This window comes from Streptomyces sp. ATCC 21386 (assembly GCF_018728545.1).
Lineage (GTDB): Bacteria > Actinomycetota > Actinomycetes > Streptomycetales > Streptomycetaceae > Streptomyces.
In genome coordinates this window covers 8049711-8063997 of the sequence record NZ_JAAVVL010000001.1, presented here as the reverse complement: position 1 = coordinate 8063997, position 14287 = coordinate 8049711, and the positions used below count along the sequence as shown (strand labels likewise).

Annotated in this window: 12 protein-coding genes; 6 read left to right on the top strand and 6 right to left on the bottom strand. The window is 71.7% G+C overall.

What is annotated here, in order from left to right:
* Together GWK25_RS34575 and GWK25_RS34570 are read left to right on the top strand one after the other, a co-directional pair.
* A partial coding sequence (locus GWK25_RS34575) for a tryptophanase (RefSeq protein WP_251829172.1) occupies nucleotides 1-1415 on the top strand: 1415 nt, incomplete at its 5' end.
* A gap of 411 nt (nucleotides 1416-1826) precedes the next feature.
* The gene (locus tag GWK25_RS34570; RefSeq protein WP_215455458.1) at nucleotides 1827-2456 is read left to right on the top strand and encodes a class I SAM-dependent methyltransferase; all 630 of its coding nucleotides are present in this window, start codon (nucleotides 1827-1829) and stop codon (nucleotides 2454-2456) included.
* Nucleotides 2457-2481: 25 nt separating this feature from the next.
* Here the strand turns inward: GWK25_RS34570 and GWK25_RS34565 are convergent, their stop codons facing one another.
* The 3 genes from GWK25_RS34565 to GWK25_RS34555 all read right to left on the bottom strand — a co-directional run bounded on the left by GWK25_RS34565 (nucleotide 2482) and on the right by GWK25_RS34555 (nucleotide 5984).
* Nucleotides 2482-3924, bottom strand: a complete 1443-nt coding sequence (locus GWK25_RS34565) for an FG-GAP and VCBS repeat-containing protein (protein ID WP_251829171.1) — start codon at nucleotides 3922-3924, stop codon at nucleotides 2482-2484.
* A gap of 106 nt (nucleotides 3925-4030) precedes the next feature.
* The gene (locus GWK25_RS34560) at nucleotides 4031-5197 is read right to left on the bottom strand and encodes an FAD-binding oxidoreductase (protein ID WP_215455457.1); all 1167 of its coding nucleotides are present in this window, start codon (nucleotides 5195-5197) and stop codon (nucleotides 4031-4033) included.
* A 34-nt stretch (nucleotides 5198-5231) separates the two neighbouring features.
* Complete coding sequence (locus GWK25_RS34555) at nucleotides 5232-5984, bottom strand: GntR family transcriptional regulator (RefSeq protein WP_215455456.1); 753 nt, start codon at nucleotides 5982-5984, stop codon at nucleotides 5232-5234.
* Between the two features lie 92 nt (nucleotides 5985-6076).
* Here GWK25_RS34555 and GWK25_RS34550 point away from each other — a divergent pair, with 92 nt between their 5' ends.
* Nucleotides 6077-6976: an aminoglycoside phosphotransferase family protein gene (locus GWK25_RS34550; protein WP_215457811.1), complete on the top strand. Its 900-nt coding sequence runs from the start codon at nucleotides 6077-6079 to the stop codon at nucleotides 6974-6976.
* Between the two features lie 18 nt (nucleotides 6977-6994).
* On the opposite strand, the gene GWK25_RS34545 is transcribed toward GWK25_RS34550, so the two are convergent.
* Nucleotides 6995-8575, bottom strand: a complete 1581-nt coding sequence (locus tag GWK25_RS34545) for a TIGR03086 family metal-binding protein (protein WP_251830510.1) — start codon at nucleotides 8573-8575, stop codon at nucleotides 6995-6997.
* A gap of 160 nt (nucleotides 8576-8735) precedes the next feature.
* Between GWK25_RS34545 and GWK25_RS34540 the strand changes: the two genes are divergently transcribed.
* Nucleotides 8736-9544 (top strand): IS5 family transposase gene (locus tag GWK25_RS34540; protein ID WP_215455454.1). Its coding sequence is split into 2 segments (ribosomal slippage): nucleotides 8736-9075 and nucleotides 9075-9544, totalling 810 coding nucleotides; the frame shifts between segments, so codons are not numbered across the junction.
* Between the two features lie 128 nt (nucleotides 9545-9672).
* On the opposite strand, the gene GWK25_RS34535 is transcribed toward GWK25_RS34540, so the two are convergent.
* On the bottom strand, nucleotides 9673-10923 hold the full coding sequence (locus GWK25_RS34535; RefSeq protein WP_215455453.1) for a multidrug effflux MFS transporter: 1251 nt from the start codon (nucleotides 10921-10923) through the stop codon (nucleotides 9673-9675).
* A 35-nt stretch (nucleotides 10924-10958) separates the two neighbouring features.
* On the opposite strand from GWK25_RS34535, the gene GWK25_RS34530 reads away from it, so the two are divergent.
* On the top strand, nucleotides 10959-11429 hold the full coding sequence (locus tag GWK25_RS34530) for a MarR family winged helix-turn-helix transcriptional regulator (RefSeq protein ID WP_215455452.1): 471 nt from the start codon (nucleotides 10959-10961) through the stop codon (nucleotides 11427-11429).
* A gap of 67 nt (nucleotides 11430-11496) precedes the next feature.
* Here the strand turns inward: GWK25_RS34530 and GWK25_RS34525 are convergent, their stop codons facing one another.
* Entirely contained in the window at nucleotides 11497-12303 is an 807-nt protein-coding gene (locus GWK25_RS34525) for a hypothetical protein (RefSeq protein ID WP_251829169.1), read from the bottom strand.
* Between the two features lie 340 nt (nucleotides 12304-12643).
* On the opposite strand from GWK25_RS34525, the gene GWK25_RS34520 reads away from it, so the two are divergent.
* The gene (locus GWK25_RS34520; protein WP_215455450.1) at nucleotides 12644-14044 is read left to right on the top strand and encodes a M1 family metallopeptidase; all 1401 of its coding nucleotides are present in this window, start codon (nucleotides 12644-12646) and stop codon (nucleotides 14042-14044) included.
* Nucleotides 14045-14287: the final 243 nt, after the last annotated feature.

The following is a 14287-nucleotide window of genomic DNA, read 5'->3' as shown; positions in this document are numbered from 1 at the left end:
CCGCCCACCCGTCCGACAGCACACCGAAGGGAAGACCGACCATGGAGCCGTACCGGATCAAGGTAGTGGAGCCGATCGCCGTCACCACCCGCGAACAGCGTCAGGCCGCCCTCGCCCGTGTCCAGTACAACCTCTTCGACCTGCGGGCCGACGAGGTCACCGTCGACCTGCTCACCGACTCGGGGACCGGAGCCCTGTCCGCCGCCCAGCTCGCCGCCGCCATGGACGGCGACGAGTCCTACGCGGGCTCACGCTCCTTCCACCGTTTCCACGACACCGTCCGCGCACTCACCGGCCACCCGCACATCCTGCCCGTGCACCAGGGACGCGCCGCCGAACGGCTCCTGGCCTCAACGCTCCTCGGCCCCGGCAGGATCTCCCTGAGCAACACGCACTTCGACACCCTGCGGGCCAACATCGCCCTGGCCGGGGGAGAGGCCTGGGACCTGCCCTGCCCCGAGGCCGAGGACCTGGACAGCGCCGAGCCGTTCAAGGGGAACATCGACACCGCCCGTCTCAAGGAGGTCCTGGACGGACCCGACGGCGGCCGCGTCGCGGCGGTGATCATGACGCTCACCAACAACGGCGGCGGCGGGCAGCCGGTGTCCATGGCCAACCTGACCCTCACCTCAGCACTCTGCCGGGAACACCGCGTGCCCCTGATCCTGGACGCGGCACGGTTCGCGGAGAACGCCTGGCTGGTCACCCAGCGGGAACCCGGCTACCGCGGCCACAGCCCCCGGCAGGTCGCCGAGGAGGCCTTCCGGCTCGCCGACGGCTGCACGATGAGCGCGAAGAAGGACGGCATCGCCCACATCGGCGGCTTCCTCGGCCTGAACGACGGCGAGCTGGCCCGGCGCTGCGAGCTGCTGCTCATCGCGACGGAGGGGTTCCCCACCTACGGCGGCCTGGCGGGCCGTGACCTGGACATGGTCGCCCAGGGGCTGCGCGAGGTCACCGACCCGGGGTACCTCCGGGCCCGGGCCGAGGACACCGCCTATCTGGCGGACGTGGTGCGGTCGGCCGGCGCCGACATCGTCGAGCCGCCCGGGCTGCACGCGCTCTACCTCAACGCCGGCCGGCTGCTGCCGCACATCCCGCCGCACCAGTTCCCCGGACAGGCACTGGCCTGCCGGCTGTATCTGGAGGGCGGCATCCGTTCCGTGGAACTCGGCTCCCTGTACCTGGGCACCGAGGACGAGTCCGGCGCCCCTCTGACCAGCGCCCCGTACGAACTGCTGCGGCTGGCCATTCCCCGCAGGACCTACACCCGCGGCCACTTCGACCACATCGGCCGCACGCTGGCCCGCACGGTCCGCGACGCGCATCTCGTCCCCGGCCTCCGCATCACCGAACAGCCGCCGCTGCTGCGCCAGTTCCGCGCGAAGCTCGCGCCGGTGGCCCCGCGCCCCTGAGCCGCAGCCCGCGGTTGCCGCTCGAACGGCACCACGAAGCGGCGGGAACCATCCCTCGGCCCCGAAAGTCCGAGGCACCGGGTTCCCGCCGCTGCACCGGCCCGGGGACGGTGTCGATGCCGGCACCGCCGAAGACGGTGTCGTCCCCGCCCTGGCCGTCCAGGAACGTCCTCGCGGTGGACGTGTAGTCCATGGTGATGAGGCCGCCGCCCCCAACGCCACGCTCGCCACACCGACCTGCACCGCTGTACGCATCGAGCTCTTCAATCCCCTCAGACCGTGAACACGCGCTCCGCCACCCCGGTCGGGTCGCCCGAGCGGCTGCGCGCGGTGGTCGACCAGAGCTGAGCCCGGCCGGGAGCCCGCCGGCGTGCCCCGGCCCGGCCGGGAGCCCACCGCTAAGATCCCGGCATGACCGGAGAACGCGATCGTTGGGCCGAGCTGACCGGTGGACAGGCCGGGGAGGAGTACGCCCGGCGTTTCGCGCGGCTCGCCGCGTCGGGGCACGACGTCCACGGCGAGGCTCATTTCTGCGCGACGCTGCTGCCAGAGCCTGCCGCCCGGGTCCTCGACGCCGGCTGCGGCACCGGCCGGATCGCGATCCGGCTCGCCGAACTGGGGCACTCCTGCACCGGCGTGGACATCGACGCCTCGATGCTCGCCGTCGCCCGCCGGGAGGCCCCCGGGCAGGAGTGGCTCCTCGGGGACCTCACCCGGCTGGACACCTTGGGCCTGGAACCGGGGTTCGACCTGACGATCGCCGCCGGGAACGTCATCCCTCTCCTGGCCCCCGGCACCGAGGCGACGGTCGTCCGGCAGCTCGCCGCCGTACTGCGCCCCGGCGGGCTGCTGGTCACGGGCATGGGCCTGGACGCGGCCCATCTTCCGCTGCCGGAACCGACGGTGACCCTCACCGAGTTCGACCAGTGGTGCGCCGAGGCCGGACTGACTCTCCGTCAGCGGTACGCCACGTGGAGCGGCGAGCCCTACGAGGAGGGCTCCGGGTACGCCGTCAGCGTGCACTCCCGCTCCACTACCTGAGCGGCCCCGGCCGTGCCCGACGGCCTCAGCGGGCGAGGACGCTCGCGAACTTCCGGCCCGCCACCACCGGATAGCCGAAGTCCGTCGCGTTGAAGGAGGTCGCCGACGTGGTCGTCAGGCCGGCGGCCGCGCCCCGCAGTACCCATGCCGCGCCGTCGTCGTAACCGTTCGGCACGACGTCCTCGCCGTACGCGCCGATCGTGAGGTCGGCCTTGCCGTTGCCGTTGATGTCCCGCAGCCGCAGCGAGGAGCCGAAGTGGTCGCCGGCCTCGGCCGCTCCGGGCACACCCGCGGTGGCCTGGTGGAAGGACTGGGCGCCGGTCGTGGTCAGTCCGCTCGAACTCCCCTTGAGCAGGACGACGTTGCCCACGCCGCGCTTTCCGTCGACGTCCTCGCCGGGGGCGCCGATCGCGAGGTCCGCGTGCCCGTCGCCGGTCACGTCGCCCAGGGCCAGCGCGGAGCCGAAGGCGTCGTACGCCTCGTCGGTGCCCGGCACCCCGGGGCTGTCCTGGTGGTACGTGCGGCCCTTGAGCGGCAGACCGGACGCCGACCCGTACCGCACCACGAACGAACCGCCCTCGACGCCCGCGGAGTCGGCGACGACCAGGTCCTCGTACCCGTTGCCGTCGATGTCGCCCGTCGCGACCGCCGACGACCACCATGCCACCGAGCCGGTCGTCCCGTCGTCGGTCAGGACCGTGTGCGCGGAGCCGATGTCGCCGGGCCCGCCGCGCAGCACACCGACGTACCCGGGGGCGGGGGAGCCGTCGGGCTCGGTCCGGGTGCCGTGCAGGACGTACTCGTAACCGTTGCCGCCGTCCTTGGAGGAGAAGTGGCCGGCCACGATGCCGTCGAGCCGTACGCCGTCCGGAAGGAAATCGACTTCGGGGGCGAGCGCGCCGTCCTGCGTGGGGCCCTGGTCGCCGTACCACCAGAACGTGTCGTCACCGACGACGGCCAGCTGGGCGGTGCCGTCCCCGTCGAGGTCGGCGAAGGCCGCCCCCTCGCCGAACCCGGTAGCCTCGGAGGTCGGGGCGGTGAGTGCGATCCCGCCGGAGGTGAAGGGGTTCGCGCCGCCCCAGACGATCGTCACCGAGCCGCGCGGCTTGCCGGTGACCTCCTCGCCGGGCGCACCGACGATCAGGTCGGCATAGCCGTCGTGGTTCACGTCGCCGCTGGTGACGTTCTCGCCGAACCTGTCCACGCTCTCCGAGGTGCCTGGCACGCCGGGGGTGTTCTGGGTGACGTTCACGAACCGGGTCCGGCTGACGCCGGAGGAGGACCCGAGGAGGACGGTGACCGTACCGCCGCTCGCCTTGGGCGTGCCGATGGCGAGATCGCGGTAGCCGTCGCCGTTGAAGTCGTCCGCCAGGCCGGAGGGTGCCGCACCGGCCGAGGGCGCTCCGAGCACCGTGACGGCGAGGGCGAGGACGACGGCCGTGGCCACCGGCAGGGTGCGTGCGCGCAACGTGATGCTCCTGTCTGATGATCTTACGACCGTACGACCCTCCATGTGCGCAAAGGGTTGTACGCGGGAGACGCCGGACACGACAGAACCCGTACGGCACGCGCCCCTACTGCTCGCCCAGCCCGACGGCCCGCTGATCCACCTCGACGTCCGAGCGGGCCACGCCCCGGAACCGAGTGGGCCGGAAGGACCCGAGCAGGCTCTGCTCGTGATCGGTGGTGAGCTCGGCCGCGACCAGCCGCCCCAGGATCGGTGCCAGAGTGACGCCGCTGTGCGAGACGAGGCAGTAGACGCGGGACCGCTCGGAGGCGTAGCCGGCGACGGTGTGGCCGTCCGCCGGCAGCGACCTCAGGCCCACCCGCAGGTCGATCCGCGGCTCCCGGCGGGGGCCGGGCAGCAGCGCGGTGAACCGCCGGGCGAGAATGCGCGCGAGGTCCCCGTCGACGGCCGGCGGTTGCGCCGGGTCGACGTCCGCGTTCAGGTCCAGGGCTTGCAGGACGGTGCCCCCGTCGGCGGCGGGGCGGAGGTTGAGACCCGGGCTGTGCACCACGCAGCGCAGGTCCAGGGCGGGGGACGTGGCGTACCCGAGGAGGCCGACCGTCTGGGCTCCACGACCGGTGTCCGTCACCATCGGGATGTCGATGCCGGCCCGTGCGGCGAGCCGCCCGGTCCAGCGGCCCGCCGCCAGGACGACGCGATCGCCCGTGTGGACCCGGCCCCCGACCAGGGTGACGGCGACCGCGTCCGGCCCGTCGTCGACGGCCTCGACCTCACCGATCAGGTACCGGGCGCCGTGCCGCTCCGCGTCCGTCAACAGGTTTCGTACGAAGAGCTCCGGCAGGACGTACCCCTCGCCGGGGAAGTGCGCGATGGAGGTGATCGTCGCCGGGACGCGGAGTTCGCCCGCCGTCCGTGTGGCCTCGTCGGCCGTGACCCAGCGCACGGGGTAGCCGAGGGACCGCAGTCGTGCCACGTTGTCGGCGAGCCGCTGCTCGTTCGCGGCGTCCGCCCACTGCAGTGCCCCGCTGGGGAAGTAGGACGGCGCACCGGGCAGTCGCTCGGCGAGCCTGGCGTGCTCCTCCATGCCCGCGAGGTTCAGCCGGTGGTAGGCCGGGTCGGGCTTCCTGCTGGAATTGGTCCAGGCGAAGGTGGTCGCGCTCGTCCCCGTGCCCGCTCCCCGCTGATCGAGGAGGAGAACGTCCTGGCCGGCGACGGCGAGCTGCCTCGCGACGCTCACACCCAGGACGCCGGCACCGATGATGATGACCTTCATGGTTCGCGCATCCCCTTTCCGAGGCGACTGGTGCTCACATGGCCGGGACCGGCAGCTCCAGGAAGAACTCGGCGGTTCCCGGACGGACGAGGGTCGTGACGACCTCGACGGTGGTGGCGTCCTCGGCGCGCAGTTCCCTGCGCCGCATCAACGCCGGTGTCCCGACCTCGCTGTTCAGCAGCGCGGCGTCCCGCTCTCCGAGGACCACGGGGTCGAGGTAGAGCCGGATCGCGTCGACCGGCACACCCCTGCGCCGCAGATAGGGGAGGGTGACGAGGTCTTCGAGGTTCTCGTTCAGCAGGTCGGGGGCGGCCGCGAAGAGCACCACGTGCCGTTCGACCGACTGCGGCTCCTCGCGCACGTTCAGCTTGCGGCGGACCAGCTCCACCACGGCCGTGTCCGCGGTGGCGCCGGGGAGGGTCAGGACCGCGTCGGCGGCCCGGACGATCCGTGCGGAGACGACCTCGTGGCGGCCCGGTGTGCCCTTGGCGGCTGCCGCCGGGGTGACGAAGTTGAGCAGGTTGATCTGCCGCGCCACGTCCGCGACGAACGTACCGTGCCGCCGTCGGCGGATCGCCAACCCCGCCTCCGCGAGGTCGTTGAGGACCCGCTGTGCCGTGGCACGACTGACGCCGTGTTCGACGGAGAGATCCTTCTCGGTCGGCAACCGGGTGCCGGGCGGCAGTTCCCCGGCCCGGATCCTTGCTTCGATCTGTCGTCTGATCTGAACGTAGAGCGGCGCGGCCAACTGACCAGTCCGTTCCTCGAATCCGCCGGCTGGCGACATGGTGCCCAGCCATACCCCGACACATTGACCATACAATCCATCAATTGACCGGTCAATTGGTGGAGTTGACGGATCTCGTACCGTGGCTCCGCATGACCGATGTCGAGATCGAGATCACCGCGGAGCTGGTGCGCGATCTTCTCCAGGACCAGCATCCGGACCTCGCGGAGCTGCCCATCCGTGAGGTGGCGGGCGGCTGGGACAACCAGATGTGGCGTCTCGGGGACGAGTTGGCCGCGCGCATGCCGCGCACGCAACGAGCACCGGATGTCCAGCGCCGGGAGCGTCGTTGGCTCCCCGTCCTGGCCCCGCGCCTGCCGCTCCCGGTGCCGAGGCCCGTACGCACCGGCGAACCGTCCGCGCGCTTTCCCAGACCCTGGACCGTCATGACCTGGGTCCGGGGCGAGCCCTTGGACCACAGCGCCATCAGCCGCGGGGACCACGCGGCTGACGAGTTGGCGCACTTCCTCAGGGCGCTTCACGCGGAGGCGCCCGCCGATGCGCCGATCAGTACGGACCGCGGTGGTCACCCCGGGGAGCACACCGGCGGCTTCGACCACTTCTTCCACGCCGTAGACCTCGGCGACACGGCCGATGAGGTCCGGGCAGTCTGGAACGACGCCGTCGCGGCCCCAGGCTGGGAGGGGCCGCCGCTGTGGGTGCACGGTGACCTGCATCCCGCGAACGTCGTCGTCGAGGACGGCACGCTGGCGGGCGTCGTCGACTTCGGTGACATGTTCGCCGGCGATCCGGCATGGGACCTCGCGGCCGCGTGGGTCGTCCTTCCCGAGGGCGCCGCCGCACGGTTCTTCGACGTGTACGCGCGTGCGGACGAGGCGACGATCCGCCGCGCCCGCGGACTCGCCGCCATGAAGTGCCTGTTCCTCATGCTCATGGGCCTGAACGGAGACCGGGGGCTTCCCGGCGGCAAGCCGACCTGGGGTCCCGCAGGCCGGGCGGCCCTCGACAGGGTCACCTCCGGCCTGGTTTAGACCACCGCCGGCGTGCCGCTACCCGGGGATCCTGCGGCCGAGGAAAGCGGCCACCCGGTCGAGGGCCGGGGCGTGCTCGGGGGTGGGCCGCGCCGGGGCGATGGAGCCGCCTGCCGTGCGGGGCAGGGCGCCGTAGATCTCCCGGACGACCGGGAGGGCGGCGCGCGCGATGTCGGGCTCCAGGTCACGGTCGAGGCCGAGCGCGGTCGCGAGGTCCCAGCCGTGGACGAGCAGTTCGACGAGGAGTTGCTCGACCACGCGACGGCCGGGAGCGGGTCCGAAGGAGCGGCCCAGCAGGCCCGGTCGCAGGAACGCCTCGCGGGCCCCGGCGGCGGCCGTCTCGAAGGCCGCGATGTGGTCGTCGCCGAGGTGGTCCTCGGTGTGACCGGCGGTGGGGGGCGTGCCCTGGGCCAGGCCGCCCCAGATGATGTTCTCCCACACGAGGTGTCCGAGCAGGTCCCGTACGGTCCACGCCTCGCAGGGGGTCGGCCGGTCGAACCGGTCCGGCGTCGCCGCGCGCACGAGCGTGTGCACGGTGTCCTGGACACGCGTGAAGGCGTTCAGGACACCGCCCGGCCAAGGGTCGGTGTCGTCCGCGTAGAGGGCTTCGAGTGCGGCGTCGCGGGCACCGGGCGCGGGGTTGGCGCGCAGCGCGGTGACGAGCCACCGGCCCTCCTCCGCGATGCCGGCGGGTGCGGGTCGGCCGCCCAGGACGCACAGCAGTTGCCAGAGACGCTCGACGGCGGGTTCGGCCGCGGCGGTGAGCTGCTCGCACAACCGTGCGCGGGCCTCGGTACCGTCGGCGTGCACGGCTCTATCGGTGTTCGCGCGGCTGGGCAGCCAGGCGGCGACGACGTCGGCGACGACCGGGTCCGCGGCCGGTGAGTCCGCCGCGGTGCCGGCCAGCATCGCCTCGCGGACGCGCGCGGTCCAGGTGTCGGTGAGGGCGCGCATCTCCTCCGCGACGGAGGTGTCCCGCACTCCCTGCTTCTGACGGGAGGCGTACTCGGCCATGCGCCGCACGGCGGGACGCAGGTCCCCGTCGGCGATGAGTTCGCCCAGCTCCAGCCACGCTTCCACCTGCTCGTCGGTGGGATCGTCCGGGATGCCGGACCCGGCTGCGAGGAGCCCCTCGCGGAACTCGGGCACCTCGAGATCGCCGAGGGTGTCGGTGAGGAAGTCGTGGACCAGCGCGCGGCGTTCGTCGGGGGACAGGTGGGCGGTGCGCGTCATCAGAGCGAGTCCTTCGTGGGTCGTACGTCGGGTGACGGTGCGCAGGACGGCCTGGTGGGTCCGCAGGCGGCGGATCTGAGCCTCCAGTGCCTCGACGTGTGCGGCGGCCACCTCCGTGAGCCCGTCCTCGCGGTCGAGGGCGGCCCGGATGTCCCCGAGTCCCATCCCCAAGTACCGCAGTGTGCGGGCCAGGTGCAGCCTGGCCACGCCGGCGGTGTCGTAGCGGCGGTAGCCGCCGCCGGTCCGGCCGACCGGTGTCACGACGCCCACGTCCGACCAGTGCCGTACCACTTTCACGGGCAGACCGACCTGCCGTGCCACGGCCCCGATGCTCCACGTGGGCCGCGAGGCGACGTCCCTGTGCATGTGCTCCACTCTTGACTCTCCCTCCGTGGGAGAGTCAAGCAATCCGCCGGGCGGGGCCGGAAGTCGGTCCCTGCACGCCGGGCCCGGCTAACTGGTCGTTTCAGAATGAGTTGAGTCGCGGGTCTTGTGCTCGCCGATCTTGGTCGGCAGGGTGTCCGGAGTGCGTGCTGATCTTGTTCCTGACGACCTGTGGGAACGGGTGGCCCCGCTCCTGCCGCCCGCTCCCGAGCGGCGCCATCGCTACCCCGGGCGGTTGCGCATTCCCGACCGAGTGGCACTCGCTGGTGTGATGTATGTGCTGCGGACCGGTGTCGCATGGCGTGACGTCCCCGCGGAGACGGTGGGCTGCTCCGGGGTGACGGCCTGGCGCCGGCTGCGGGACTGGACCGAGGCGGGTGTATGGCCGCGCCTGCACGCGGCCCTGCTGACCGAGCTGCGCCGTGCCGGCCTGCTGGACCTGGATGACTGCTCCGTAGACGGGTCGCACGTCCGGGCACTCAAAGGGGGGACCACATCGGCCCCTCACCCGTCGACCGCGCCCGCCCCGGCTCCAAGCACCACCTGATCGTCGACCGCCACGGAACCCCGCTTGCTGTCACGCTCACCGGCGGCAACCGGCACGACATCACCCAGCTCCTGCCGCTGCTGGACGCCGTTCCGCCGATTCGGGGACTGCGGGGCCGCCCCCGCCGCAGGCCCCGGCGCCTGTATGCCGACCGGGGCTACGACTTCGACAGGTACCGCCGCCTGCTGTGGAGGCGCGGCATCAAGCCGTTGATCGCACGACGCGGCGTCGCCCACGGTTCCGGACTGGGCAAGGTGCGCTGGGTGGTCGAGCGTGCCTTCGCCTGGCTGCACCAGTTCAAACGGCTCCGCACCCGATACGAACGACGCGCCGATCTCCACCAGGGCCTGCTCGAACTGGCCTGCAGCCTCATATGCCTGCGCCGCCTACGTGCCTCATCCTGAAATGATCAGTTGGCTGTCCGTGCTGATTCCGGCGGCACCGGAACTCACGAATGTCGAGATCAGCCCGCGCTCGCTGGTCCCGAACGCACCGACATCTAGCCCCGGAACTCCGGAAATGAGCATGTGTTTCACGTACGGCGGGCATTGAGAACGGCCAGCGCGGCTGCGGCGCAGATGGCCATGGTGGTGCCCATGGCGACTGCGGTGACCTGGCCGGGCAGGCTCATGGCGGAGGCGGCGAGGCCGCCGACGAGGAATTGCAGTAGTCCTTGCAGGGAGGAGGCGGCTCCGGCGGCGGAGCCGTGGCCGCTCAGTGCCAGGGATGTGGCGTTGGCCAGCACGATGCCGAGCATGGACACCACCAGGAAAAGGCAGGTCAGCAGCAGCGGTAGCGGGAGGCCTAGCACGGCGCAGGTCAGGACGCCGGCGGAGCCGAGGGTTGCCACGGTCAGACTGACGCGCAGCAGGGTGTGCTCGTCGGCGGCGCGGCCGACGAGCCAGCCGCTGACCTGCCCGAGCAGCACGATGCCCAGACCGTTGAGGCCGAAGACGAGGCTGAACTGCTGGGCCGTGAGCCCGTAGGCGTCTTGCAGGACGAACGACGATCCGGAGATGTAAGCGAACACGGCGGCGAACATCAGTGCCGCGGCGAGCACGTACCGCAGGTAATGGAGGTCGGTGACCAGCGTCCGGAAGGTCCGCAGCGTCGCGCGCAGGTGGGCCGGCGCCCGCTTAGCGTCCGGCAGCGACTCGGGCAGCGCGAAGACGACCGCAAGCAGCAGGACGGCGCCGACGGCGGCGAGCACCAGGAACACCGCGCGCCAGGTGGTGAGCGTCAGCAGTTGGCCGCCGATGACGGGCGCCACGACCGGGGCGACGCCGTTGACGACCATGAGGGTGGAGAAGAACCGGGTCATGGCGGTGCCGGAGAACAGGTCCCGCACGATGGCCCGCGCCAGGACCGTGCCCGCGGCCGCACCCAGCGACTGCAGTATCCGGCCGGCGATCAGGTAGCCGACGGTGGGCGCCAGCGCGCACCACAGCGACCCCGCCAGGTACAGCGCCATACCGGCAAGCAGCGGGCGGCGCCGGCCCCATGCGTCCGACAGTGGACCGACGATTACTTGGAAGAGGGCCAGGCCGACGACGAACGCCGTGAGGGTCATCTGAACCAGCGGCGCGCTGGTGTGCAGCTGGTGGGCCATGCTCGGCATGGCGGGTAGGTACATGTCGATCGTGAGCGCACCGAAGGCGCTCAGCGAGCCGAGCAGCAGTGCCAGCCGCGCCCGGCGCCCCAGGTTCACCGGCTTCGGGACGTCGGTGCTCTCCGCCGTCGCGACCGTCTGCCGATCTTGCGCATCATCATGAGTTATGGGCATATAATTATGGTGACATAACTCAGTAGGATGGTGCCATGCCCCGCGACACAAAAGACGCCGTCGGCGCGGACGCCGGTGGCCCGCTCGCCGACCTCGCCGACCTGATCCTCAACGTCGGCCGGCTGGTGCGTGCCCGGACCCCGGAAGGCCCGCAGGTGGTGACGCTGACCGAGACCGAGCGGCAGGTGATGCGGGTCGTCGACCTGTACCCCGGGGCCGCGCCGAGCGAGATCGCCCGCCGCACCCGGCTGCAGCGCACCAACGTCAGCACGGCGCTGCGCAGCCTCGAGGGCAAGGGGATGGTTTCCCGCGCCGCCACCAACGGCCGCGGCATCGCCGTGCGCCCGACCGAGCGCGCGGCGGCCAACCTCCGGGTGCTGCGCGCCGCCTGGGCACAGGAGCTCGCCGTTATCCTGGGCGACGACCTCGACACGGTCCGGAAATGCACCCACCTGCTCAGCCACCTGGAACAGCGGCTCACCGCCGACGACCAAGGCGGTCCATGACCAGGGTCGTCGAGCGGGCCTGGCCTGGCTCCACCAGTTCAGACGACTGTGGCTCATTCTGAAACCATCAGTAATACAGCGTCTGGTACACCCGAGCTGTCACAGGCGGGTGTTCGGAGGATTCCGGGCAACGGTAGATCTGCAGTTGCTCGTCGCCGAGGTCGATCGTGGTCGGATCGCCCACCGGCGGGTAGCACGGCCGGTCGGCGGCATCGGTGTCCTCGATCGGGCGCCAGCCGCCCCTGTTGTTCCCGTTCCATTCGCTGAGACCTACGGTGAGCAGGGGTTCGGCCGTCGCCCCGCACACGCAGCGTTCCGGCCGGCCACCGTCGCGCTCGTCCGAGTGGACGGCCCCCCAGCCGCCCGTTTTCCATCCCGGAGCCACCGCGAACTCGGTGTAGTCGTGCCCGGTTTCCTCCTGCCAGGCGCGCACCCGAGCGCGTACGTCGTCGGGGAGCTGGGCGAATGCCGGATACTCGATCACCTGTTCCGGATGCAGGACGCAAGGCGCGGGCCAGTAGTCCTCCATTTCGATCACGGCCGGCTCCGGCGGTGGCGACAGAACCGCGGTGACCTGGTCGGCGCGGCGCCAGCGCACATGGACGGCCGGAATGTCGTCGTCGTGATCCATGAACGGGCACCACAGGATCTGAAGCAGATCCGTGCCGTCGGGGCCGTCCAGACCGGGGACGTCCCGCGTGTAGAGCTGGGCGATCGGCAGCAGGGGCACCGGATCCGTATGGGGACCGTCGGCCTTCTTCGGTCTGTTCCGGTCGAAGATCGCTTGCTCCTCGGGCGTGTGGGGCACGTCCTCCGGACGGGACCACCAGGCGACCGTGACGTGATGGGCGGCGCGGACCGCCTCCAGCTCCACCACCTCGTACACCTCGTGCGACCGCGTGCACGTCGGCCACGGCTCCTCCCGAGGCCACAGCAACGGACCGCCCACCGAACTGTCCTCGACCGTCGGCGAACCCGAACGCGGATGCAGCCGAGTGACGTTCCTGGACAGGGTGGCCAACTCGGGAAAGAGCGTGGTCACATCCAAGGGGCGCGGCGGCGTCGTACGTGTCATGACTTTCTCCTCTTCCAGATCTTGCGGTCATGGGGTCATGGGGTCATGGGGTCATGGAAGCATCCGGCACTGACACGCGCCGCGGACACGGCCTCCAAGTCGCTTCCCCTCAGGCCGAGTTGTGGCAGGATCCGATGGCATGTCGCCGTCGATCACATGGTCGGACACGTCCGGTCGCCGCCTGTTGAGTGTCCTGCTCGTTCTGCTGGTGCAACTCTTCGTGGTCGGTCCCGGTGCGCGGGACGCCGGCGCGGCCGCCGGGTCGGGGGCGGGCGCAGCCGCGACGCCGGATCGCGCCCGCTACGACGTGTCCCTGCGCTCCGACAGCGACGGCAGTCACTGGAAGGGGCGGCAGCGGGTGTCGTTCCGGAACGCCGCCCGGCAGCCGCTGCGGGAGGTGTACCTCCGTCTGTGGGGCAACGGCGAGGACCAGTGCGGGACGCCCGGAACGCCACCGCCCGTCACCGTGTCGAACGTCGTCGGCGGCACGCCGGGCCGGCTCACCGTGCGGTGCACGGCCCTGCGCATCGCCCTCCCCAGGCCGCTCGGGCACGGGCAGCGCACCTCGGTGGCCTTCGACGTCTCCCTCACCGTGCCCGACCGCAACGCCCGCTTCGGCCGCGAGGGCGCCCACCGCTTCCTCGGCAACGCCCTCCCGGTGCTCGCCGTACGCGACGCGCGGGGATGGCACCTCGACCCGTACGTGGCCCTCGGCGAAAGCTTCTACGCCCTGGCGAGCGACTTCCGGGTCCGGCTCGACCACCCCACGGCCCTGAAGGTGCCCGCGACCGGCCGCACCCGGGCCCTCCCCGGCGGCAGCGGCCGTACGGTCACGCTGAGCGTCGCACACCGGGTGCGGGACTTCGCGTGGGCGGCGGGCCCTTTCCGCACGGCCACCGAGACCACGCCCGGGGGCGTACGCGTGAAGTCGTACTGGGCCGGCGACACCCCGGCCGAGGGAGTACGCCTCAACCGCGCGGACGCGGTCGCCGCGATCGACCGCTTCGGCGGGGAGTTCGGCCGCTACCCGTACGGCGAGATCGACCTCGTGATGACCAGCGGTTTCGGGGGCGGCATGGAGTACCCGGGCCTGGTCCTGGTCGGCACCACCGAGGAGGGCGGCGCCGTCGTCCACGAGGTGGCGCACCAGTGGTGGTACGGCATCGTCGGCAACGACGAGTACACCTCACCTTGGCTGGACGAGAGCTTCGCCCAGTACGCCAACGCCCGCTTCTACGGGTGGGAGACCCGTGACTGCTGGTCGGAGGTCTCCTGGCCGAGCGACACGGCCGCGTTGACCAACTCGATGGCGTACTGGTCCGAGCACCGTGGTGAGTACCACCTCGTCTACTTCGCCGGATCCTGCGCCCTGGCAGACCTGGAACGCACGCTCGGCGCCGACACCATGGCCCGGCTCCTCAAGCGGTACGCCGAGGACCACTGGTACGGCGTCTCCACCACGGCCGCCTTCAAGAAGGCCGCCCAGGCGGCGACGGACGCGGACCTCGGCCCGTTCTGGGAGAGCCACCGCATCCGGTGACGAGGCCTCACACAGCGGGAGCCCGCAGCCGTCCGGACCGAGCCCCCGGGTCTGCTCCTCGACGAGCACGGCTTCGCCGACCGCGCGGGCTCCGTATCCGCCCCGGGACCCCGCCGTCGCGATCGACCGCCGCCGGCGCCACGTCACCACGGCCACCGGCCGCATCATCGACTACGACCACCCGCGCCTCGCCACCGACTCCCGCCCCCTCGTCCCACCCGTCCCCGAAGCCGACGTCACCGG